The sequence below is a fragment of the Paraburkholderia diazotrophica genome (assembly GCF_038900755.1).
Taxonomy (GTDB): domain Bacteria; phylum Pseudomonadota; class Gammaproteobacteria; order Burkholderiales; family Burkholderiaceae; genus Paraburkholderia; species Paraburkholderia diazotrophica_A.
In genome coordinates, this window is sequence record NZ_JBBPEN010000016.1 from 78356 (window position 1) to 99253 (window position 20898).

Below are 20898 nucleotides of genomic sequence, written 5' to 3' on the forward strand. Positions count from 1 at the left end.
GACGGGATGCCCCGCCTCGAGAAAGAGCCGGGCCGAGATGCCTGTGCCCACGCCGATATCGGCAACGCGGGCGCGTTTCGCAAGCCCGCATGTGTCATGCAGGAACGTCACGACATCGCGCGGATAGCTGGGCCGGCACTTCACGTAATCGGTCACGCGGTCGGTGAAGCGCTGAGTGGAATCGTGTGTCATGCGATCGGAGACGCTGGAGAAGTTCGTTACATGAGGTCGCGACAGGCAATGCAATCGGCTTCATACGTTACCGTGGTTTATCTTCTATTCGATGACGATGCACTGAATGGCGCCTCAGCCGCCACCCAGCAGGCGCAACAGATTCCACAGGAACTTGCAGAGCAGCACGATCAATTCCCACAGATACACCAGTTGGTCCCAGCCCGACACGCGCGCGAAGGATTCAATCATCGGTCATTGATTGTTTGATTCGACAGACGCGAACTACGACTCGCGCACGCAGTCGATCCTACCCGAATCGACTGCGGGATAGTCCCTATCAAGCGGCCCCGTAAGGCGCCGTAGAAAAAACGAAGGCGTGTTCGACGTGCAATTCATGTGCCGCAGTTCATCCGCAGAGCCGTTCATCGTCCGATCCGCGACAGATGCACCGCATGTAGCACACGCACACGGCGCATGCACGAACGTGCACATTCAATGGACATTGGGACGACGATGCGAACACAATCGCCGCGCCGTCAGGGAGCTTTCGCGATGACAGGTTTCTTCGCTCGGCGCACGCGCCGCACAGGCAGCGCTTCATCGGTCGTCGGCAATATCGCCGCGCAGGCGGGCAAGCTCGGCATCGAAATCTGCGACGTGTCCGGCCATATCGAAGAGGTCGCGGCGCGCGCGAAGCGACAGGCCGACGTCTGCCAGACGCTTCGCCAGTCGGCTGCCGCAACGCTCGCCGGCAATCACCGGATCGCCGCTGCGGCGCGCGAAATGCACACTGTCACCGCCCAGGCCGCCGACGAAGTCGGGCGCTCACAGCAAACGCTCGAAGCGTCGCTGTCCGATATTCATGGGCTCGTCGAAGGCGTGACCGTAATCGAGAGCCAGATCGGCGCGTTGCGCGCAGCCCTTTCACACGTGAGCCGCGTGTCCGAGGAAATCTCGCTGATCGCCCGGCAGACCCATCTGCTAGCACTGAATGCCGCCATTGAAGCAGCACGCGCAGGCGAATTCGGAAAGAGCTTCGCTGTTGTCGCGGCTGAGGTGAAGATGCTGTCGGCGAAAACGGCGCAGGCCACCGATCAGATCGAGACGACGCTTGCGGAACTCACGGGGCAGACCGAGAAGCTGATTGCCGAGGGCGCCGAAAACACCGCACGTGCGCAACGCGTACGCGAAGGCACGCGGATGATCGGCGACGTCGTGCACTCGACGGGTCATGCAATCATGCAATTGAATGCAGAGGCGAACCAGATTGCGGCGCTCTCCGGTGAAATCGAAGACCAATGCAATGCATTCGAATCGCAGGTGATGGAAATTGCATCGGACGTCGAGCATTCGGGCGAGAACTTCGTGCAGGCGAAGGACCGGCTCGGCCATCTGTTGGGCGTATCGGAGAGCCTGATCGAATTGACTGCGGCCACGGGTGTCGAAACGGCCGATACGCCGTTCATCGACGCCGTCGAGCAGGCCGCTGCCAAAGTCGGCAAGCTGTTCGAGGCTGCCGTCGCACGCGGCGAACTGTCGATGAACGATCTGTTCGACGACCGCTACGTACCCGTACCGGACACGGATCCGCCGCAATTCATCACGCGCTTCACCGGGTTCACCGATCGCATGCTGCCTTTGATTCAGGAGCCGATGCTCGGCCTCGATACACGCGTCGCCTTCTGCGCGGCCGTCGACGTGCGCGGCTACCTGCCGACCCACAACCTCAAGTTCTCGCAGCCGCAGCGCAACGATCCTGTCTGGAATGCAGCAAACTGCCGGAATCGCCGGCTCTTCAATGACCGCACCGGTCTCGCTGCCGGAACGAACACGAAACGCTTCCTGCTGCAGACCTACCGGCGGGACATGGGTGGCGGCGAATACGCGCTGATGAAGGACGCGTCAGCGCCCATCTTCGTGAACGGCAGGCATTGGGGCGGACTCAGAATCGGATATCGGGTCTGACAACGGGTTGTCCGCATAAAGGCGATCACGGTCGATGACGCTCGATCGGTAAGAGCATGCAGCAACAAGACAGAACGGCCGGTGCTCATCGGAAGCACCGGCCGTTCTCTCTTGCGGGTTACGCCTCCCGACGCTTGCGCGACTAGACCGCCATCGCCAGCCGCCGCTTTTCGGCGCGCTGCATGAAGTGGTTGGCCACCACTACGCCAACGGTGACGACTGCAATGAACAGCGTCGCCAGTGCATTCATCTCCGGATTCAGGCCGAGTCGCACGCGCGAGAATACGACCAGCGGCAGCGTCGTCGATCCTGGGCCCGACAGGAACGCGGACAGCACCAGATCGTCGATCGAGAGCGTGAACGACAGCAGCCACCCCGCCACCAGCGCCTGTGAAATCAGCGGCAACGTGATGAAGAAAAATACACGCAGAGGCGTTGCGCCCAGGTCCAGTGCAGCTTCCTCGAGCGACGGATGCAGGTCACGCACGCGCGACTGCACGATAATCGCGACGTAGGAAATACACAGCATCACGTGGCCGATCCAGATCGTGAAGATGCCGCGTCCCGCCGGCCAGCCCAGCCATTTCCCCATTTCGATGAAGAGCAGCAGCAGCGAAATGCCCTGGATCACCTCGGGGATCACGAGCGGCGCGTTGATCATCCCTGTGTACAGCGTGAACCCGCGAAAACGCCCCATCCGCGCGAGCACGAAGCCCGCCCACGTGCCGATGAACACCGACGCGAACGCCGTCAGCAGCGCGACGCGCAGCGACAGCCATGCGGCGTTGATGAGTTCGTCGTCCTGCAACAGAGCGGCATACCAGCGCGTCGAAAATCGCGTCCATACGGTGACGAGTTGCGACTCGTTGAACGAATACACGACCAGGCTGATGATCGGCACATACAGAAACGCGAAGCCGATGGCGAGTGCAATAAATTGCAGAATGCGGTTCGGCTTCATCGTTTCTCCTCCAGTTCCTTCGCCTGCGAGTACTGGAAGAGTGCCATCGGCACGAGCAGCAGCAGCACCATCGCGCATGTGACCGCGGATGCCATCGGCCAGTCCGCGTTGTCGAAGAACTCATTCCACATCACGCGGCCGATCATCAGCGTATTCGCGCCGCCGAGCAGTTCAGGAATCACGTACTCGCCGACGGCGGGAATAAACACCAGCAGGCAGCCCGCGATGATGCCGTTCTTCGACAGCGGCAGCGTGATCTGCCAGAACGCCTTCCACGGCTTCGCGCCGAGATCGTAGGCGGCTTCGAGCAGCGTCAGGTCCATCTTCACGAGGTGTGCGTAGAGAGGCATCACCAGAAACGGCAGATACGAATACACCATGCCGATATAGACGGCCGTGTTCGTGTGATACAGCTCGATGGGCGTGTGGATCAGCCCGATCGACATCAGGAAATTATTCAGCAGGCCGTTGTTCTTCAGGATGCCGATCCACGCGTACACGCGGATCAGAAACGACGTCCAGAACGGCAGCATCACCGCCATCATCAGGAGGTTGCGCGTGGCGGGGTTCGAGCGCGCGATGTAGTACGCCATCGGATAGCCGAGCAGCAGACACAGCAGCGTCGAGATCGCCGCGACGACCACCGAGTTCACGTAGGTCGCGAAGTACAGGCTGTCCGTCAGCAGAAACGCGTAGTGCGACAGGTCGAGCGCGACGTGAACGACGCCGTCCTTGAAGGTCGTCAGTTCCGTGTATGGCGGAATGCCCAGTTGCAAATCCGCGAAACTGATCTTCACGACCAGCAGGAACGGCACGAGGAAGAACAGCAGCAGCCACACGAACGGGCCCGCGACGACGGCCGTGCGCCCCGTCAGATTGAAGCGCCGCACCGGCCATATCATGAGGGATTGCAGCGCGCTCTTCATGACGTCAGCACCACGCCCGCCGATGCGCTCCAGCGCACATAGACTTCGTCGCCCCACGTCGGCGTTTCGATTTCCGTCAGCGCGAGGCTCGACACGTTCGCGATCACCGTCTTGCCCGCGTCGAGCTTCACGTGGTACAGCGAGTAGCCGCCCATGTACGCGATGTTCGTCACGACGCCCTTGCCCCAGTTGAACGCGCCTTCGGGCGGCTTGCGCGTGAGCGCGATGCGCTCGGGCCGTACCGAGATCGTCACGGGCATCCCGAGCGGCCCCGTGATGCCGTGGCTCACGTACATGCGCACAGGCAGGTCGGGCGTTTCGATGTACACGTGATCCGGCTCATCCTCGACGACATTGCCGTCGAACAGATTCGTCGAGCCGATGAACTCCGCCGAGAAGCGGCTGTTCGGATACTCGTAGACTTCGCCCGGCGTGCCGAGCTGGACGATCTCGCCTTCGCTCATCACGGCGAGGCGGCTCGCCATCGTCATCGCTTCTTCCTGATCGTGCGTGACCATGATGCAGGTGACGCCGACCTTGTCGAGAATATTGACGAGCTCGATCTGCGTGCGCTGGCGGATCTGCTTGTCGAGCGCGGACATCGGCTCGTCGAGCAGCAGCAGCTTCGGACGCTTGACCAGCGAGCGCGCGAGCGCGACGCGCTGCTGCTGGCCGCCCGACAGCTGATGCGGCTTGCGCTTCGCGAAGCGGCCCATCTGCACGAGATCGAGCGCGGTCTGCACGCGCTCCTTCAGCTCGGCCTTCGGCACGCCTTCCTGCTTGAGACCGAACGCGACATTCGCTTCGACCGTCATGTGCGGAAAGAGCGCATACGACTGGAACATCATGTTGACGGGCCGCCTGTATGGCGGCATCTGCGCGAGGTCTTCGCCGTCGATCAGAATCCTGCCCGACGTGACCGTCTCGAGGCCCGCGAGCATGCGCAAGAGCGTCGACTTCCCGCAACCGGAACTGCCGAGCAGTGCGAACAGCTCGCCCTTCTTCACCGACAGGTTCACGCCCTTGACGGCAACCGTCTCGCCGAATTTCTTCACGACGTCGACGATCCGCACGAAGTTGTCCGCTGCCTCCTGTGCAGCGGCGGAATTGCCCGAGGACGACAAGCCGGCCCCTGCCAGTGCATTCGACTGGTCACTCATGATCTGCTGCTTCTCTCCCTGCATTTGACGAACAAAGCCCCCGGTTGTGTGCCGAGGGCTTCATGATGATGCATTCCTGCGCAGCCGTCCGGTGCGGACTGGCTTAGCGGCCGGACTTGAACTCGGTCCACAGCCGCGTCTGCAGACGCTGGATTTCAGGCGGCAGCGGCTTCAGCAGGAACAGCGTCTTGACGACGTCCGCCGGCGGATACACGGCGGGATCGTTCGCGACATCCTTGTCCACGTACTTGCGCGCTTCGAGATTCGCGCTCGGATAGTAGACGGCGTTCGTAATGGCCGCGTGGACCTGCGGCGTCTCGATGTAGTTGATCCATTCGAGCGCGGCTTCCTTGTTCTTCGCGTCCTTCGGAATTGCCATCACGTCGAACCACACGGGCGCGCCGCCCTTCGGAATGTAGTAGTCGATCTTGTACGGCTTCTTCGCTTCGAGCGCGCGGTGCTTCGCGATCACGACGTCGCCCGACCAGCCGTATGCGAAGCAGACGTCGCCGCCGACCATGTCGTTGATGTAGCCCGACGAGTTGAACTGCGTGATGTACGGACGGATCTTCTTCAGCATCGTGAGCGCGGCGCGATAGTCTTCCGGGTTCGTGCTCATCGGGTCCTTGCCGATGTAGTGCAGCGCGGCCGCGAACATCTGGTCGGGCGCGTCGAGCACCGACACGCCGCATGCCTTGAGCTTCGAAATGTTTTCCGGCTTGAAGAGGATGTCCCAGCTGTCGAGCGCGACGCCCTTGCCGAGAATCTGCTGCGCCTTCGTCACGTTGTAGCCGAGGCCCGTCGTGCCGTACGCCCAGGGCACCGCGTACTTGTTGCCCGGATCGGCGCCCGCGACGAGCGCCATCAGCGACGGGTCGAGGTACTTGAGGTTCGGGATCTTCGACTTGTCGAGCGGCGCGAAGATGCCCGCTGCGATCTGCTTGCCCGCGTAGTTGCTGGTCGGCACGACGATGTCATAGCCGGAGTTGCCCGTCAGCAGCTTGGCCTGCAGCGTGTCATCGCTGTCGTAGTTGTCGTACTTGACCTGGACGCCCGTCTGTTTGGTGAAGTTCGGAATCGTGTCCTTGGCGATGTAGTCCGACCAGTTGTACACATTCAGTTGCGTATCTTTTGCAGCCGCCGACATGAAAGGCGTAGCGCACAACACCAGCGCAGCCAGTTGGCCCACCACCAGTTTTTTCATTCCGTTCTCCGTTCTGACCGGCGGGAAAACCGGTCGCTACCCCGCCTCAAGCCGCTCCATGCCACGGGCGGCTACCCTTGAAAAACCCGAAAGCTACCATCAAACGATGCCCGATTCAAAAAAAACCGCCCGATGTCGCGCAAAGGGTACAGCGCGCGGTGTTCGTTCAGGTTTCCTGTGCGCTCATGCGCACCGATCCGGGCATCACCCGTTACGGCCGACTACTACCGATGACTTGCCGTCGACTTGCCAATGGCCGGCGATCGCCGCTGCGCCGCGCATTCTTTGCGTGAAGCGCGCCGCGACGGCCGTCATGCGGCTGCAAAATTGGCCGCAATTTTATCGGGTTATCGCGTCCTGTCCACCCGAAAAAAACCTCCTTCCCGATACGGCAGAAACATCGCGCATCGCGTCGCCGCCGACGGCGCTCGCACGCTGCCGCCATCCATCTCCGTTTCCCGATACGCGCCTTTCAACATCACTATAGACTGTCAAATCAGCCCAGATAGTGGCGGGTACGCGGCGCACCGCGAATGCGTGGCAGGCAGCTTGCTGCATCGAAAGCTTTACGCCCGCCAGCCCGTCACACCGCGATGAACACGAATCCGTTCGCCCTCGATCGCTGTCGCCGCCGACGCCGCGGCGACCCGGGACGGCCGCGCCCGGAAAACTGGCTGACGTTCGTCGGCGCGGGCGCGCTCGTCGCGGTCGGCTACATGGACCCCGGCAACTGGGCGACGGCGCTCGCCGGCGGCGCAGGCTATGGCTATCAGCTGCTCAGCGTCGTGATCATGTCGAGTCTGATGGCCATGCTGCTGCAGTGGCTCTCTTCCCGGCTCGGCGTCGTGACGGGGCGCGACCTCGCGCAGCTCTGCCGCGAACGCACCGGCCGGCGCACGACACTCTTTCTGTGGATCACGAGCGAGATCGCGATCATTGCCTGCGATGTCGCCGAAGTGGTCGGCAGCGCCGTCGCGTTGGAACTGCTGTTAGGCGTGTCGCTGACAGCAGGCGTACTGATGTCGGCCGTCGGCACCTTCGCGATGCTCGCGCTGCAGCGGCACGGACGGCGCACGCTGGAAACGGCCGTGGTCGCGCTGATCCTGTTCGTCGGAATGTGCTTCGTGGTGGAACTCGCGCTCGCCAGGCCCGACTGGCGCGCGGCGCTGGCGGGCGCAGCGCCCAACCCCACGCTGTTGCGCGACGCGGGCATGGTGTGGCTCGCGGCGGGCATCCTCGGCGCGACCGTGATGCCGCACAACCTTTATCTGCACTCGGCGCTCGTCAGGGGGCATGCGCGCTCCTCCAGCAACGCCCACATCGCTCGCGCGCTGCGCGGCGTCAACTTCGGCACCTTCAGTTCGCTTTCACTGGCTTTCGTGATCAACGCGGCGCTGCTGATCGTGTCGGCGGCCGTGTTCCATGCGAGCGGCCACCACAACGTCACCGATCTCGCCGACGCACATCGGCTCATCGCGCCGATCGTCGGCTCGCGCTGGGCGGCTGTCCTGTTCGCGGCCGCGTTGCTCGCATGCGGCCTCAGCGCGACCGTGACGGGCACGCTTGCAGGCCAGGCAGTGATGGAAGGCTTCCTCCAGATTCGCCTTCCGCGCTGGCAGCGCGCGCTGCTGACGCGCTCGCTCGCGATCGGCCCGGCGCTCGTCGCCGTTGCGCTGTTCGGGCCGCATGGCTCGGCGCAACTGCTGGTGGCGAGCCAGGTCGTGCTGAGCCTGCAATTGCCGCTCGCGGTGGTGCCGTTGATCCGCTTTGCGTCGGACGCCCGGCTGATGCACGGCTGGCGCGTGCACGGCGTGCCACTCGCGCTCGCGTGGGCTTGCGCTGCAGGGATCATCGCGCTGAACGGCGCGCTGATCTGGGAGACGATGACAGGATGAACGCGAGTGCTTGACTGCTTGCGGTGCACCGGCTCGTGGCGCGATGTTCGGTGACGCAGTCGGAGTGGACCATGCGTGGAAGCACTCGAGCGCAGCCGCCTCCAGCACTGAAGCGGCGCCGGAAGCCGATTATGCTTTTGGTTTACCATAGCGGACCGCTCGCATTTCCGATCCAAGGTAACTCGATGTCTTCGAATCTGCACGACCTCCCCGATAGTCCCTGCATCGGCGTCTGCTCGACGCTTTTCGACGAGATCTGCAAGGGCTGTGGCCGCACGGCGACGGAAGTGTCGAACTGGGTGTTTCTCAGCGATGAGGAAAAGCGCGTCGTGTGGGAACGCATCGAACGCGAAGGCACGGCGATGCGATTCAAATACGACAAGCTGTGATTCGCATAGGCCTCGATGCAATTTATTGCACGAGGCCTTGGCGAAAGCGACAAAACAGAACGCCGGCTTGCGTGTGAAAGCCGGCGTTTTTTATTGCATCGACATCTGTGCGCGTTGCGCCTAGAACTTCATGCCGACACCCATGCCGACGATCAACGGATCGATATGCAGCGTGCCGAGCGACGTGCCGTTGAGTGATGCATCCGTTTTCATCCAGACCTTCTTGACATCAAAGTTGGCGAATAGCGATTTCGTCACTTGCACGTCGACGCCCATCTGCAGCGCTGGACCGAAACTGCTGCGCTTGATCGAGATGTCCTGACCGGCCGCATGCAGTCCGTTGTTATAGAAGTACGTATAGTTCACGCCCACGCCGACGTACGGCCGAACCTGCCCCTGATGGTTGAAGTGATATTGCAGCAGCAACGTCGGCGGCAGCACGTTGACGCCGCCCAGTCCGCCGAGGCTCGACGTCAGTTGATGCCGCGACGTGGCGAGAATCAATTCCACGCCGATGTTGTCGCGGATCATGTACGTGAAATCGAGTTCGGGCACGGTTGCGTTGTTGACGTCGACGTTGAGCGTCGACAACGTATCGCTGGTGCGGACCTGCGGCACGATCGAGATGGCGCGCAGACGCACGAGCGTGTCGCCTGCATGAATGCCTGAAGTCGAATCGCTGTCTGCTGCGAAGGCGTGTGGAGTCGTCAGCGCGATCCCTGCTGCGCAGAGAGCGGCCGCGATCAATCGAGTGTTTCCGGTCATAAGCTACCCTGATTTTTTTGTGATTGCGCGACCAATGTGGTAACGCGCAATCGATTGTCGAAGCTCGTCAGGGTGTGCTCATTGACCGCCGTCAACCCAGGGAAAATGCCAGGCGTCCTGCGACAGCCGGTCGCGTAACGCCCGTCAGCAGTAGCTCCAGAAGATCGCGCACGCTGCGAATTGCATTGCCGAATGGCAGCGCTTCGCGTCCACGGAAGAACAAGCCATTGGAAACATCGCCGCGGAGTGCAGCGGCCAGCCGCGTATCGATGCAGAAGTGTCCGAATTTTTCGATGCCGTCGCGCAAACCACATGCACTCAGACACTCGAGTGCAGTCGGGCACGCACGTTTGAGTGCACCGATCTTCGTGCGAATGCGCGTCTCGTTGCGCAGATAGCGATCGAGCCACGGCGTCTTCACGGCACGCGCGGGAAGGCCCGTTACGCTGACGAATTCCACAATATCGTCGGGCTTCGCATCGGCCAGCACGCGCTTGAAATTGGGATGGGCATCGCCCTCCTCGGTGACGGCGAATGGCGTGCCGATCTGCACGCCGTTTGCGCCTGCTTCCAGACAGGTGCGCACAGCCGCGTGACTGTTAATGCCGCCTGCAACGATCACAGGCACTTCGGTTCGGCTAATCTGCAACGAAGTGAACAGTTCGTCGATTTCCTGCACGACCCGCGCGAACTCGAAGCGCGCATCGTGCATGTCGTTGAGATTCGTTACACCGAGATGGCCGCCCGCGTAAGCGGGATGTTCGATCACGATCGCATCGGGCAAGCGGCCTTTCTTGATCCACTTCTTCAACACGACGCCGACACCGCGGCTATCGGACAGGATCGGGATCAATGCAATATCGTGCCCCTGCGTCATATCCGGCAAATCGAGCGGCAGACCGGCGCCCATGACGATTGCATCGGCGCCCTGCTCGCAGGCGATCCGCACATAGTCCGCGTGCGCGTTGACCGCCTTCATCACGTTGACGGCGATCATTCCGCGCCCTTCGCTCAACGTGCGTGCGGCTTCGATTTCGCGCGCAAGCGCAGTGCGATTCGCGTCTTCCAGCGTTGCGCGATCGGGTGTCGCGCGGCAGCGTTCGAGCAGATCGGGATGATGGTGGCGCAGGTCAATACTTGCGATCGTGCCCAGCGCGCCTTCGCGCGCAACGCTGCCAGCAAGGCGGTGCGCAGACACGCCGACGCCCATGCCGCCCTGCACGACGGGCAACAGCGACCGCCCGCGAATCACGAGCGGTGCAAACGGATGAGAGGGAAACATGAGAGGCCTCCGTCGTCGATGGGATTCGACGCAAAGCCTCGATGGTCGCAACTGGCGAATGCAGTATGTTGAGTGAAGTCAAACAAAAGTGCGTGCCCGTCGAGGGCACGCACTTTTGTTGCGCTTCGTCATCTGCAGTGCACGCGCCAACGAGATAAATCGCTGAACATCGCGCTCATGCAGCTGGGTGCAGGTCTACGCGGGCTTGTTGACCTTTAATTGCATCGACTTGTACTCGAGATACTCTTCGAGTCCGTACGCGCCGTTTTCGCGGCCGTGCCCGGACTGCTTGAAGCCACCGAACGGAGCGGCCATGTTCCACGCGCCGCCGTTGATGTCGACCTGGCCCGTGCGGATGCGCCGCGCCACGCCGATCGCGCGCTCGTCGCTGCCTGCCCAAACCGCGCCACCAAGACCGTACAGCGAGTCATTGGCGATGCGCACCGCTTCGTCTTCGTCCTTGTATGTGAGGATCGTCAGCACGGGCCCGAAGATTTCCTCCTGCGCGATCGTCGCTTTCGGGTGCACACGGCCGAACACTGTCGGCTTGACGAAGAAGCCTTTGGATACACCGTCAGGCACGCCCGGACCACCCGTCACGAGATCCGCGCCTTCCTCGATGCCGCGCGCAATATAGTGCTGCACGCGCGCTTGCTGTGCAGCCGAAGCGAGCGGACCAAGACGCGTCGTCTCGGCACGCGGGTCGCCGGCGGCGAAGCCTTCGGCCGCCTTCTTCGCAAGCTCACGCGCTTCGTCATAGCGCGACTCCGGCACGATCATGCGTGTATGCGCGGAACACGTTTGCCCCGAATTCAGGAAACAAGCGTTCACTGTGCCCTTGATTGCCGCTGCAAAATCCGCATCGTCGAGAATCACCGACGCCGACTTGCCACCCAGTTCCAATGCGACACGCTTCACCGATGCCGCCGCCAGTTGCGATACGCGCTTGCCCGCGCGCGTGGAACCCGTGAACGACACCATGTCCACGGACGGATGACTGGCAAGCACTTCGCCGACCACCGGTCCATACCCGCAGACGAGGTTGAATACACCCGCGGGTAGCCCCGCGTCATGAATTGCTTCGGCGAGCACGAACGCATTGAGCGGTGCGACTTCCGACGGCTTGAGCACGATAGTGCAGCCCGCGGCAAGCGCCGCTGCAACCTTCAGCGTGATCTGGTTCAGCGGATAATTCCACGGCGTAATCGCGGCCACGACACCGACCGGTTCTCGCACGACGAGCGAGTTGCCGACCCGCTCTTCGAACTGGAATTCACCTGCGAGCTTCGCGTAGGCATTCCAGTTGTACACGGGACCACCGACCTGAATTGCACGCGCGAGCTTGATCGGCATGCCGACTTCGCCGCAAATATAGCCGGCGAGTTCATCGGTGCGCGCCTTCAGGTTGTCGGCAATCTTTTGCAGGTATCTGGCGCGCTCCATGAGTGGCGTCGCCGCCCAACTGTCGAATGCGGCACGCGCAGCGTTGATCGCCTCTTCGGCATCCGCTTCGATGCCTTCGGGGATGCGGCCCATGATCTCCTCGGTGCCCGAGTCGATCACGTCGATCGTGCCGGTGCCACACGGCTTGATCCATTTGCCATCGATGTAGAAGTGCTCGAAGGTCTTCATGTGTTCTGTCCTGTCGCACGGATAGTGGATTTATTTTACTCGTCGACGTAGGACGCATTCAGACACACGCAAGACCAATCGGCCCAGGCAACACCATAGCGTTGCGCACGAAATAAAAAACCCGCTTCGTCTGAAGCGGGTTTTCGCAAGAAGCCGCGCAGTAACGCTTGCTTACTGCACGCCCTGGCTCGCCAGGAAGTCTTCGTAATTGCCGCCGAAGTCGTTCAGCGTGCCGTCCGTCTTCACTTCGATGATGCGGTTCGCGAGGCCGCTCACGAATTCGCGGTCGTGCGAAACGAAAATCAACGTACCGTCGTATTTGTCCAGTGCGATCTGCAGCGATTCGATCGATTCCATGTCCATGTGGTTGGTCGGCTCGTCCATCAGCAACACGTTATGGCGGCCCAGCATCAGCTTGCCCCAGATCATGCGGCCCTTCTCGCCACCCGACAGCACCTTCACCGACTTCTTGATGTCGTCTGCATTAAAGAGCAGACGACCGAGCGTGCCGCGCACCATCTGCTCGTCGTCACCTTCCTTGCGGTAGTGGTCGATCCAGTCCATCAGCGTGATGTCGTCCGGAAATTCTTCGTACGTGTCTTGCGGCATGTATCCGACGTTCGCGTTTTCAGCCCATTTGATCGTGCCGTGGTCGACCGTGAGATTGCCGTACAGCGAGCGCAGCAGCGTCGTCTTGCCCGCGCCGTTTTCACCGATGATCGCAATGCGCTCACCCGGTTGTACGCTGAAATTGAAGTTCTGGAAAATGGTGCGGTCGTACTTCTTCGTGATGTCTTCCGCGACCACTGCAATATTGTGCAGTTTCTTCTCGTACTCGAAGCGAATGAACGGGTTCTGACGCGACGACGGCTTGAATTCCTCGATCTTGATCTTGTCGATCATCTTCAGACGGCTGGTTGCCTGACGCGCCTTCGACTTGTTGGCCGAGAAGCGGCGCACGAAGTCCTGCAGGTCGGCGACGCGCTCCTTCGCCTTTGCATTCGCGGCCTGCTGACGCTCGCGCGCCTGCGTGCTTGCGAGCATGTAGTCGTCGTAGTTGCCCGGGTAGACCTTCAGCGTGCCGTAGTCCATGTCCGCCATGTGCGTGCAGACCTGGTTCAGAAAGTGACGGTCGTGCGAGATGATGATCATCGTCGAGTCGTACTCGTTCAGCACGTCCTCGAGCCAGCGGATCGAATTGATGTCCAGGTTGTTGGTCGGCTCGTCCAGCAGCAGCACGTCCGGCTTCGAAAACAGTGCCTGCGCCAGCAGCACGCGCAGTTTCCAGCCCGGGGCGACATTGCTCATCGGACCATTGTGCAGGTCGATCGCGATGCCGATGCCGAGCAGCAGTTCACCCGCGCGCGCTTCCGCCGTGTAGCCGTCGTATTCGGCAAACTTCGCTTCGAGTTCCGCTGCGTGCATGTAGTCGTCGTCAGTGGCTTCCGGGTTCGCGTAGATCGCATCGCGCTCGGTCATCGCCGCCCACATTTCCGCGTGGCCCATCATCACGACGTCGAGCACGCGCACGTCTTCGTACGCGAACTGGTCCTGGCGCAACTTGCCGAGTCGAACGTTCGGCTCGAGCATCACGTTGCCGGAACTCGGCTCCAGGTCGCCGCCCAGAATCTTCATGAACGTCGACTTGCCGCAACCGTTCGCACCGATCAGGCCGTAGCGGTTGCCTTCGCCGAATTTGACCGAGATGTTCTCGAACAGGGGTTTCGGCCCGAATTGCATGGTGATGTTGGCAGTAGACAGCACGGCGCGTCCCTTTGAATGTAGATCGGCGAAAAACCAAATATTTTAGCAGGTTATCGCATCTCGCGCGCCGCGCCCCGGGCCGCCGCGATACCCCGCTACGCTTTTTTACGCGGCGTGTGCAACACGTCGATGAAACCGGACAGATCGGCGTCCGCGAGCCCCATGGCTGCACCCAGGCGCAATAGCTGCTGCACTGTGCCCGAAACCGGCATTGGAGTGCCGGTTTCATATGCAGCGGCTGCAATCGTATCGACGTCCTTCTGGAACGTGCTCAACGCGCCGATGGGCGGCTGGCCCGCTTGCATCATGCGCGGCACGAAGGTCTGCAGCAGCACCGAATCCGCCCAGCCGCCCGTAAGCGCTTGAGTCAGGCGCGCGGCGTCGATGCCGCTGCGTTGCGCAAGGCTGACGGCCTCGGCGATCGCCGCCACCGTCGATGTGACGATGGCCTGGTTGCACAGCTTGGTCGTCTGTCCCGCGCCCGCCGCGCCCATGTGAGTGACGCGCGCAGCATAGGCTCCGATGACGTGCGTGACCGCCTCGACATCGGCGGCGTCTCCGCCCGCCATCACGGCGAGCGTGCCCGCGATTGCGCCTGCAACGCCGCCCGACACGGGCGCGTCGATCCAGCCGATACCCGCTTCGGCGGCCCGCCTCGCGAAGACGCGTGTCGCGGACGGCGGAATGCTGCCGTGATCGACGATCCAGCGGACAGGACTCGCGCCGTTCGACTCGTTGACACCCTGCACGACGCCGTTCGTGCCAAACACGACTTCTTCGACAGCCGCTGCATCCAGCACGCACAGGAAAATGGCTTCAGCCCGACCAGCCAGTTCCGCAGGCGTCGAAGCGACGGTCGCGCCGTCAGCCATCAGCGCGTCCGCCTTGGCGCGCGTGCGGTTCCACACCTGCACTGCATGTCCTGCACTCAGCAGATGCCGGATCATCGGCGCACCCATCAGCCCCGGTCCGCAAAAACCGATCTCCACTTCTTTCTCCTCTTTTCGATGCAATCAAACAAACGCACCGGATTGCAGCCGCCGTTGGGCGGCACATGAGCCGTCAATGATACCGATGGCATCGCCAACGCATCATGCCGGGCACGCGACGTGCAGCATGAATTCTGGTTCGTTCACACGACAGGCATTGCCTATACTTTTTCGATCACAGGAGGTGAATCATGAGCGACCACGTGTACAAGCAGATCGAGCTGACCGGTTCGTCGACGAAATCCAGTGACGACGCCATTCGTTGCGCGATCGAAAAAGCCAGCAAAACACTGCGCAATCTGCACTGGTTCGAAGTCGTCGAAACGCGCGGCCAGATCGAAGACAACAAGGTCTCGCACTGGCAGGTGACACTCAAGGTCGGCTTGCGCATCGAGGATTGATGCCGGCGTCGGCCAGCATACGGCGGCCGTGAAAGCGCGGTCGCCCGATTCGCGTACCTCATGAAAAAAGCTGCATAAGGCCCGCAACCCTATGCAGCTTTTCGAGTTCACACGCGCTGGGTAAACCGAGTGCACATCGATTCACGCGCCGCGTCAAATCCCGCATGCAGCGCGCGGTTTACATCGTCGTGTCACATCGTCATGTCACACCGGCACGTCAGCTCACCACGTCACTTCGGCAACGAGCCGTCCACGCCCTCGACGTACCAGTTCAGGCGCTGCAGTTCCGGATCGGTCAGCGCCTTGCCGGCCGGCACCTTCACGGCGCCCGTCTGATCCTTGATGGGACCCGTGAATACGTCCCACTTGCCGCCTGCCAGTTGCGTGCGCTTCGCTTCGACCTCCTTCTGCGCATTGGCCGGAATCGCCGATGTATTCAGGTCTTCGAGATTGACGGCTTTCTGCGGAATGCCCCACCAAACCGGGTCGTTCTTCCACTTGCCGTCCAGCACCTGCTGGATGGCGGCCGAGTAATACACGCCCCAGTGCGCGACCACCGAGCCGAGATGCGCATCGGGACCGAACTTCTTCATGTCCGAATCCCAGCCGAATGCGTGCACATGCTTTTCGGAAGCCGTTGCGAGCGTCGCGCTGGAGTCGGTGTTCTGCAGCAACACGTCGGCGCCCTGACCGATCAGCGTTTCAGCCGCCTGCTTTTCCTTGCCCGGATCGAACCAGCTGTTGATCCAGATGACCTTCGTGTGCACCTTCGGATTCACCGAGCGCGCGCCGAGCGTATATGCATTGATGTTGCGCACCACTTCCGGAATCGGCACCGACGCGACGAAGCCGAGTGTATTCGTCTTCGTCACGTAGCCGGCGGCGACGCCTGCGAGATATGCACCCTGGTACATGCGCACGTCATACGTGCCGAAGTTCGCTGCCTTCTTGTAGCCGGTCGCATGCAGGAAAACGGTGTCTGGAAAGTCCTTCGCCACCTTCAGTTCGAAATCCTGGTAGCCGAAGCTGGAGCCGAAAATGATCTTGTTGCCCTTGTTCGCCAGATCGCGGAACACGCGTTCCGAGTCCGCGGATTCCGGTACGTTTTCGATGCGCGTGATCTTGATCTTATTGCCGAACTTCGCTTCCGCTTCCTTCGAGCCCTGGTCGTGCGCAAACGTCCAGCCCGCGTCGCCCGGATTGCCGAGGTACACGAACGCGACGCCGGGCACATCGGCGGCCTGCGCCGTCTGCGTCAGCGCGCCACCGGCAGCCAGCGACGCAGCCGCCAGCGCCAGTGCGCTCAGCATGATTCTTTTTTTCATGTTTTCTCCTGTCGTTGGGTTTCGATTGATGAACCGGGACGCATTTGCCCCGCGTATGGATCCGTCCAGACGTTCAGCCTGCCGCGAAGAACGGCTTGCCGAGAGACGCAGGTGCATTCAGGCGGATCGTGTTCGGGTTGCGCGAAATCAGCACGAGTACGACGACGGTCGCCAGGTAAGGGAGCATCGCGAGAAACTGCGTCGGCACTGGAACGCCGATCGCCTGTGCATAAAACTGCAGGCCAGTCACTGCACCGAACAATAGTGCACCGATCAACAGCCGCCCCGGACGCCACGTCGCGAATACGACGAGTGCAAGCGCGATCCAACCGCGACCTGAAGTCAACTGTTCCTGCCACAAGTGCAGATTGACGATCGAGTAGTAGCCGCCGGCGAGCCCCGCCATTGCGCCGCCGAAGAGCGTCGCACCGTAGCGCGCGCCGATCACGGGAAAACCGACCGAGTGCGCGACCTGTGGCGACTCGCCGACCGAGCGCAGCACGAGCCCGGCGCGCGTGCGGTACAGGAACCAGCCGACGACGGCGAACATCACGAACGCGAGATAGTCGAGCGGCGTGAGGCTGAAGAATGCCGGGCCGAACACGGGAATCTTCGAGAGGCCGGGAATGACCCATGTGCCGATCGACTCGCGCACGGCCGCCGACGTGTAGGGCTTGCCGACGTACGCCGAAAGGCCGATGCCGAAGATCGTCAGCGAGAGGCCCGTCGCGACCTGGTTCGCGAGCATCGACAGCACGAGGAACGCGAACAGCAGCGACATCGCGATGCCCGCGCCGATCGCCGCGAGCACGCCGAGCCACGGGTTGCCCGTAATCGACGTCACCGCGTAGCCCGTCACAGCACCCATCAGCATCATCCCTTCGACGCCGAGGTTGAGCACGCCCGACTTCTCGGTCACGAGTTCGCCGATGCCCGCGAACATCAGCGGAATTGCCGCGACGACCGCGCTCGACGTCAGCGCGCTAGCTTGTTGGATATCCATGTTGATCCGGTTTCGAGCGTTGTTACGATGCCGCGATGCCGCGACGGCGCACGCGATAGTTGACGAACAGATCGGCGCCCAGCAGGCAGAACAGCAGCAGCCCCTGGAATACGCCGGACAACGCTTGCGGCAGCTGCATCGACGTCTGCACGGCCTCGCCGCCGAGGTACAGCAGCGCCATCAGGAGACTTGCGAGCACAACGCCGACGGGATGCAGCCGTCCGACGAATACGACGATGATCGCCGTGAAGCCATAGCCCGGCGACCATGTCGCCTGCAACTGGCCGATGGGGCCCGCGATCTCGCCCATGCCCGCGAGACCCGCCAGCGCGCCGCTGATGAGCAGCGACGTCCAGATCGTCTTCTTGTCCGAGAAGCCCGCGTAGCGCGCGGCGAGTGGCGCCAGACCGCCGACGTTCATCCGGAAGCCGGCAAAACTCTTGCGCATGAAGAGCCACACGAGCGGGATCGCGACGATCGTCACGAAGATCGACGCGTTCAGCCGTGTGCCGCGCATGAATTTCCAGTGCCAGTCGCCGTAGAACGTCGGGTACAGCGCGTCACCCGTGAACATTTCGGAGAGCGGGAAGTTCATGCCCTGCGGGTCGCGCCACGGGCCGCTCACCAGATAGATCAGCAATTGCGTCGCGACATAAGTGAGCATCAGGCTCGTGAGGATTTCGTTCGTGTTGAAGCGGCTCTTGAGCAACGCGGGAATCGCCGCCCACGCCATGCCGCCGAGCATGCCCGCGATCATCATCGTCGGCAGGATCCACCAGCCCGTCGCCTGATCGAAATAGATCGCGACGCCGCTCGCAGCAATGCCGCCCAGCACCATCTGTCCTTCGGCGCCGATGTTCCACACGTTCGCGCGATAGCCGATCGCAAGACCGAGGCCGATCAGGCACAACGGCGACGCCTTCAGCAGCAGCTCGGACCAGCCGTTGACACTCGAAAGCGGCTCGATGAAAAACGCGACCATCGCCTGAACGGGATCGCGGCCGACGAGGCTGAAGATCAGAAAGCCGATCACGAGCGTCAGAAGCGCGGCGATCAGCGGCACGGCGAGCTGCATCGTTCGCGAGGGTGTCGTGCGTGCTTCGAGTCGATACGGAAGAATCATTGTGTGCTGGGTCGATGAGGTGTCTGGTGCTTCATCCGGGCTCGCGTGAGGCGCCTCGAGCCGCGCGTGTGCCGATAGCGTGTGCCGATCATCTGTGCCGTCATGCATGTGCCGTCATGCATGTGCCGGCTGGCCGGCCGACGGCGGCGTACCTTCGCGATCACCGAAAAGACCGGCCATCCAGCGGCCGATTTCCTCCGCGTTCGTATCGCCTGTCTTGCGCGACGGCGACAGACGCCCGCGCGCCAGCACGGCCAGTCGATCGCAAATGTCGAACAGTTCTTCGAGCTCCTCGGAGATGACCAGAATCGCCACGCCGCGCGACGACAGATCCAGCAACTGCTGCCGGATGAAAGCGGCCGCGCCGACATCGACGCCCCATGTCGGCTGCGCGACGACGAGCACCTTCGGCGCCTGCAGGATCTCGCGGCCGACGATGAACTTCTGCAGATTGCCGCCCGACAGGCTCTGCGCGAGCGCGCCCTCGCCGCCGCAGCGCACGTCGAAGGCTTCGATGCAGCGCTTCGCGAACGCACGCATCGCGCCCGCGTCGACCCAGCCCGAGCGGACCATCTGCTGCCGATGCGCCGTCAACAGCGCGTTCTCCGCGAGCGACATCGCGGGGACCGCGCCGCGTCCCAGACGCTCTTCGGGCACGAACGCGAAGCCCAGCTTGCGGCGCGCCGCGGCGCCCAGCTTGCCCGCTGGCTTGCCGCAGATCGTCACGGCATCCGCGCGATGGTTCTTGTTGCTCTTGTGCTCGCCCGACAGCGCCGCGAGCAGTTCCGCCTGCCCGTTGCCCGACACGCCCGCGATGCCGAAGATCTCGCCCGCATGCACGCTGAAGGACACATCGTCGAGCGACGTGCCGAACGGGTCGTCGCTCGCCGACGACAGATGCTTCACGTCGAGCAGCACGTCGCCCGGCATGTGCGCGCGGCGCTCGTAATCGGGCAGCGAATGTCCGACCATCAGTTGCGCCAGCGACGCGTGCGTTTCTTCGCGCGGCTTCACGTGGCCTGTCACCTTGCCGCCGCGCATCACGGTCGCCGTGTCGCAGAGCTCCTGGATTTCGTCGAGCTTGTGGCTGATGTAGAGAATGCTGCACCCCTCCGACGCGAGACGGCGCAGCGTCTCGAACAGCTTGCGCACGGCTTGCGGCGTGAGCACGGAAGTGGGCTCGTCCATGATCAGCAGACGCGGGTTCTGCAGCAGGCAGCGCACGATCTCGACGCGTTGCCGCTCGCCGACTGTCAGGCTGTGCACGTGACGCTGCGGATCGATGTCGAGCCCATAGTCCGCCGACACCTCGCGGACGCGTTTGCCGAGCGCCTTCAGATCGAAAGGCTCGTCGAGCGCGAGCGCGATATTCTCGCCGACCGTCAGTGTCTCGAACAGTGAGAAGTGCTGAAACACCATGCCGATGCCGAGCTTGCGCGCGGCGGCGGGACTCGCGATCTCGACGGGCTGTCCTTCCCAGCGGATTTCGCCCGCGTCCGGCCGCACCGCGCCGTAGATGATCTTCATCAGCGTGCTCTTGCCCGCGCCATTTTCGCCGAGTACCGCGTGAATTTCGCCGGGCGCGACGACCAGCGTGACGTCGTCGTTGGCACGCACGGCGGGATACTGTTTGCTGATGCCCGCGAGCGCGAGGCGCGGTGTGGCGCCGCCGCTACGGTTTGCGCCGTTTGCGTGTGCGCTGCCGCCCGTCGGGCTGACTGAAGATGTGTCGCTCATGTTGTTCCGTATTCCGCGCGATGCCGCCAGCACGTGGCCTCACGCGTTTCCCCGATTGAATTACCCGCTTGGGACGCACGTGTCGTGGTGCCGCAGCCGATCGACGATACCGAAATCGACCCCATCAGTCGAGCCGCCAAAATTCCCGCAGAGCCGCGCCACTGCACGGTTTGCGGGTATCCCTCCCTTGACGCCCCCTTATC

General features: G+C 62.4%; 18 protein-coding genes. 5 read left to right on the forward strand and 13 right to left on the reverse strand.

Annotated features, from left to right (window positions below):
- Window positions 1-726 precede the first annotated feature (726 nt).
- Window positions 727-2139, forward strand: coding sequence for a methyl-accepting chemotaxis protein (locus AABE10_RS32170; protein ID WP_342937141.1), 1413 nt, complete (start codon window positions 727-729; stop codon window positions 2137-2139).
- 142 nt (window positions 2140-2281) lie between these two features.
- Here AABE10_RS32170 and AABE10_RS32175 read toward each other — a convergent pair whose 3' ends face one another.
- The 4 genes from AABE10_RS32175 to AABE10_RS32190 form a co-directional block, all read right to left on the reverse strand.
- On the reverse strand, window positions 2282-3100 hold the full coding sequence (locus AABE10_RS32175) for an ABC transporter permease subunit (RefSeq protein WP_087735317.1): 819 nt from the start codon (window positions 3098-3100) through the stop codon (window positions 2282-2284).
- Entirely contained in the window at window positions 3097-4026 is a 930-nt protein-coding gene (locus AABE10_RS32180) for an ABC transporter permease subunit (RefSeq protein ID WP_342937142.1), read from the reverse strand. Before AABE10_RS32180 ends, AABE10_RS32175 begins: the two co-directional genes overlap by 4 nt.
- Complete coding sequence (locus AABE10_RS32185; RefSeq protein WP_342937143.1) at window positions 4023-5186, reverse strand: ABC transporter ATP-binding protein; 1164 nt, start codon at window positions 5184-5186, stop codon at window positions 4023-4025. Before AABE10_RS32185 ends, AABE10_RS32180 begins: the two co-directional genes overlap by 4 nt.
- A 103-nt stretch (window positions 5187-5289) precedes the next feature.
- The gene (locus AABE10_RS32190; protein WP_342937144.1) at window positions 5290-6390 is read right to left on the reverse strand and encodes a polyamine ABC transporter substrate-binding protein; all 1101 of its coding nucleotides are present in this window, start codon (window positions 6388-6390) and stop codon (window positions 5290-5292) included.
- A 252-nt stretch (window positions 6391-6642) separates the two neighbouring features.
- On the opposite strand from AABE10_RS32190, the gene AABE10_RS32195 reads away from it, so the two are divergent.
- The 3 genes from AABE10_RS32195 (at window position 6643) to AABE10_RS32205 (ending at window position 8674) form a co-directional block, all read left to right on the forward strand.
- On the forward strand, window positions 6643-6987 hold the full coding sequence (locus AABE10_RS32195; protein ID WP_342937145.1) for a hypothetical protein: 345 nt from the start codon (window positions 6643-6645) through the stop codon (window positions 6985-6987).
- Window positions 6984-8285 (forward strand): Nramp family divalent metal transporter, encoded by a 1302-nt coding sequence (locus tag AABE10_RS32200; RefSeq protein ID WP_342937146.1) that lies wholly within the window; start codon window positions 6984-6986, stop codon window positions 8283-8285. Before AABE10_RS32195 ends, AABE10_RS32200 begins: the two co-directional genes overlap by 4 nt.
- A 185-nt stretch (window positions 8286-8470) precedes the next feature.
- Window positions 8471-8674 carry a DUF1289 domain-containing protein gene (locus AABE10_RS32205; protein ID WP_342937147.1) on the forward strand — a complete coding sequence of 68 codons (204 nt, stop codon included), beginning with the start codon at window positions 8471-8473 and terminating at the stop codon, window positions 8672-8674.
- Window positions 8675-8794: 120 nt separating this feature from the next.
- Here the strand turns inward: AABE10_RS32205 and AABE10_RS32210 are convergent, their stop codons facing one another.
- The 5 genes from AABE10_RS32210 to AABE10_RS32230 form a co-directional block, all read right to left on the reverse strand.
- Entirely contained in the window at window positions 8795-9439 is a 645-nt protein-coding gene (locus AABE10_RS32210) for an OmpW/AlkL family protein (protein ID WP_342937148.1), read from the reverse strand.
- Window positions 9440-9530: 91 nt separating this feature from the next.
- Entirely contained in the window at window positions 9531-10721 is a 1191-nt protein-coding gene (locus AABE10_RS32215; RefSeq protein WP_342937149.1) for a nitronate monooxygenase family protein, read from the reverse strand.
- Window positions 10722-10916: 195 nt separating this feature from the next.
- Window positions 10917-12353 (reverse strand): aldehyde dehydrogenase family protein, encoded by a 1437-nt coding sequence (locus AABE10_RS32220; protein WP_342937150.1) that lies wholly within the window; start codon window positions 12351-12353, stop codon window positions 10917-10919.
- Window positions 12354-12524: 171 nt separating this feature from the next.
- Window positions 12525-14117 carry an ABC-F family ATPase gene (locus tag AABE10_RS32225; RefSeq protein WP_342937151.1) on the reverse strand — a complete coding sequence of 531 codons (1593 nt, stop codon included), beginning with the start codon at window positions 14115-14117 and terminating at the stop codon, window positions 12525-12527.
- Between the two features lie 95 nt (window positions 14118-14212).
- A complete protein-coding gene (locus tag AABE10_RS32230; RefSeq protein WP_342937152.1) occupies window positions 14213-15106 on the reverse strand; it encodes an NAD(P)-dependent oxidoreductase in 894 nt (297 codons plus the stop codon).
- A gap of 191 nt (window positions 15107-15297) precedes the next feature.
- Between AABE10_RS32230 and AABE10_RS32235 the strand changes: the two genes are divergently transcribed.
- Window positions 15298-15507, forward strand: a complete 210-nt coding sequence (locus tag AABE10_RS32235) for a dodecin (RefSeq protein WP_342937153.1) — start codon at window positions 15298-15300, stop codon at window positions 15505-15507.
- A 230-nt stretch (window positions 15508-15737) separates the two neighbouring features.
- On the opposite strand, the gene AABE10_RS32240 is transcribed toward AABE10_RS32235, so the two are convergent.
- The 4 genes from AABE10_RS32240 to AABE10_RS32255 form a co-directional block, all read right to left on the reverse strand.
- Complete coding sequence (locus AABE10_RS32240) at window positions 15738-16832, reverse strand: BMP family ABC transporter substrate-binding protein (protein WP_342937154.1); 1095 nt, start codon at window positions 16830-16832, stop codon at window positions 15738-15740.
- Window positions 16833-16905: 73 nt separating this feature from the next.
- Complete coding sequence (locus AABE10_RS32245) at window positions 16906-17835, reverse strand: ABC transporter permease (RefSeq protein ID WP_342937155.1); 930 nt, start codon at window positions 17833-17835, stop codon at window positions 16906-16908.
- 22 nt (window positions 17836-17857) lie between these two features.
- Window positions 17858-18958 (reverse strand): ABC transporter permease, encoded by a 1101-nt coding sequence (locus AABE10_RS32250; RefSeq protein ID WP_342937156.1) that lies wholly within the window; start codon window positions 18956-18958, stop codon window positions 17858-17860.
- A gap of 114 nt (window positions 18959-19072) precedes the next feature.
- Window positions 19073-20695, reverse strand: coding sequence for an ABC transporter ATP-binding protein (locus AABE10_RS32255; RefSeq protein ID WP_342937157.1), 1623 nt, complete (start codon window positions 20693-20695; stop codon window positions 19073-19075).
- Window positions 20696-20898 lie beyond the last annotated feature (203 nt).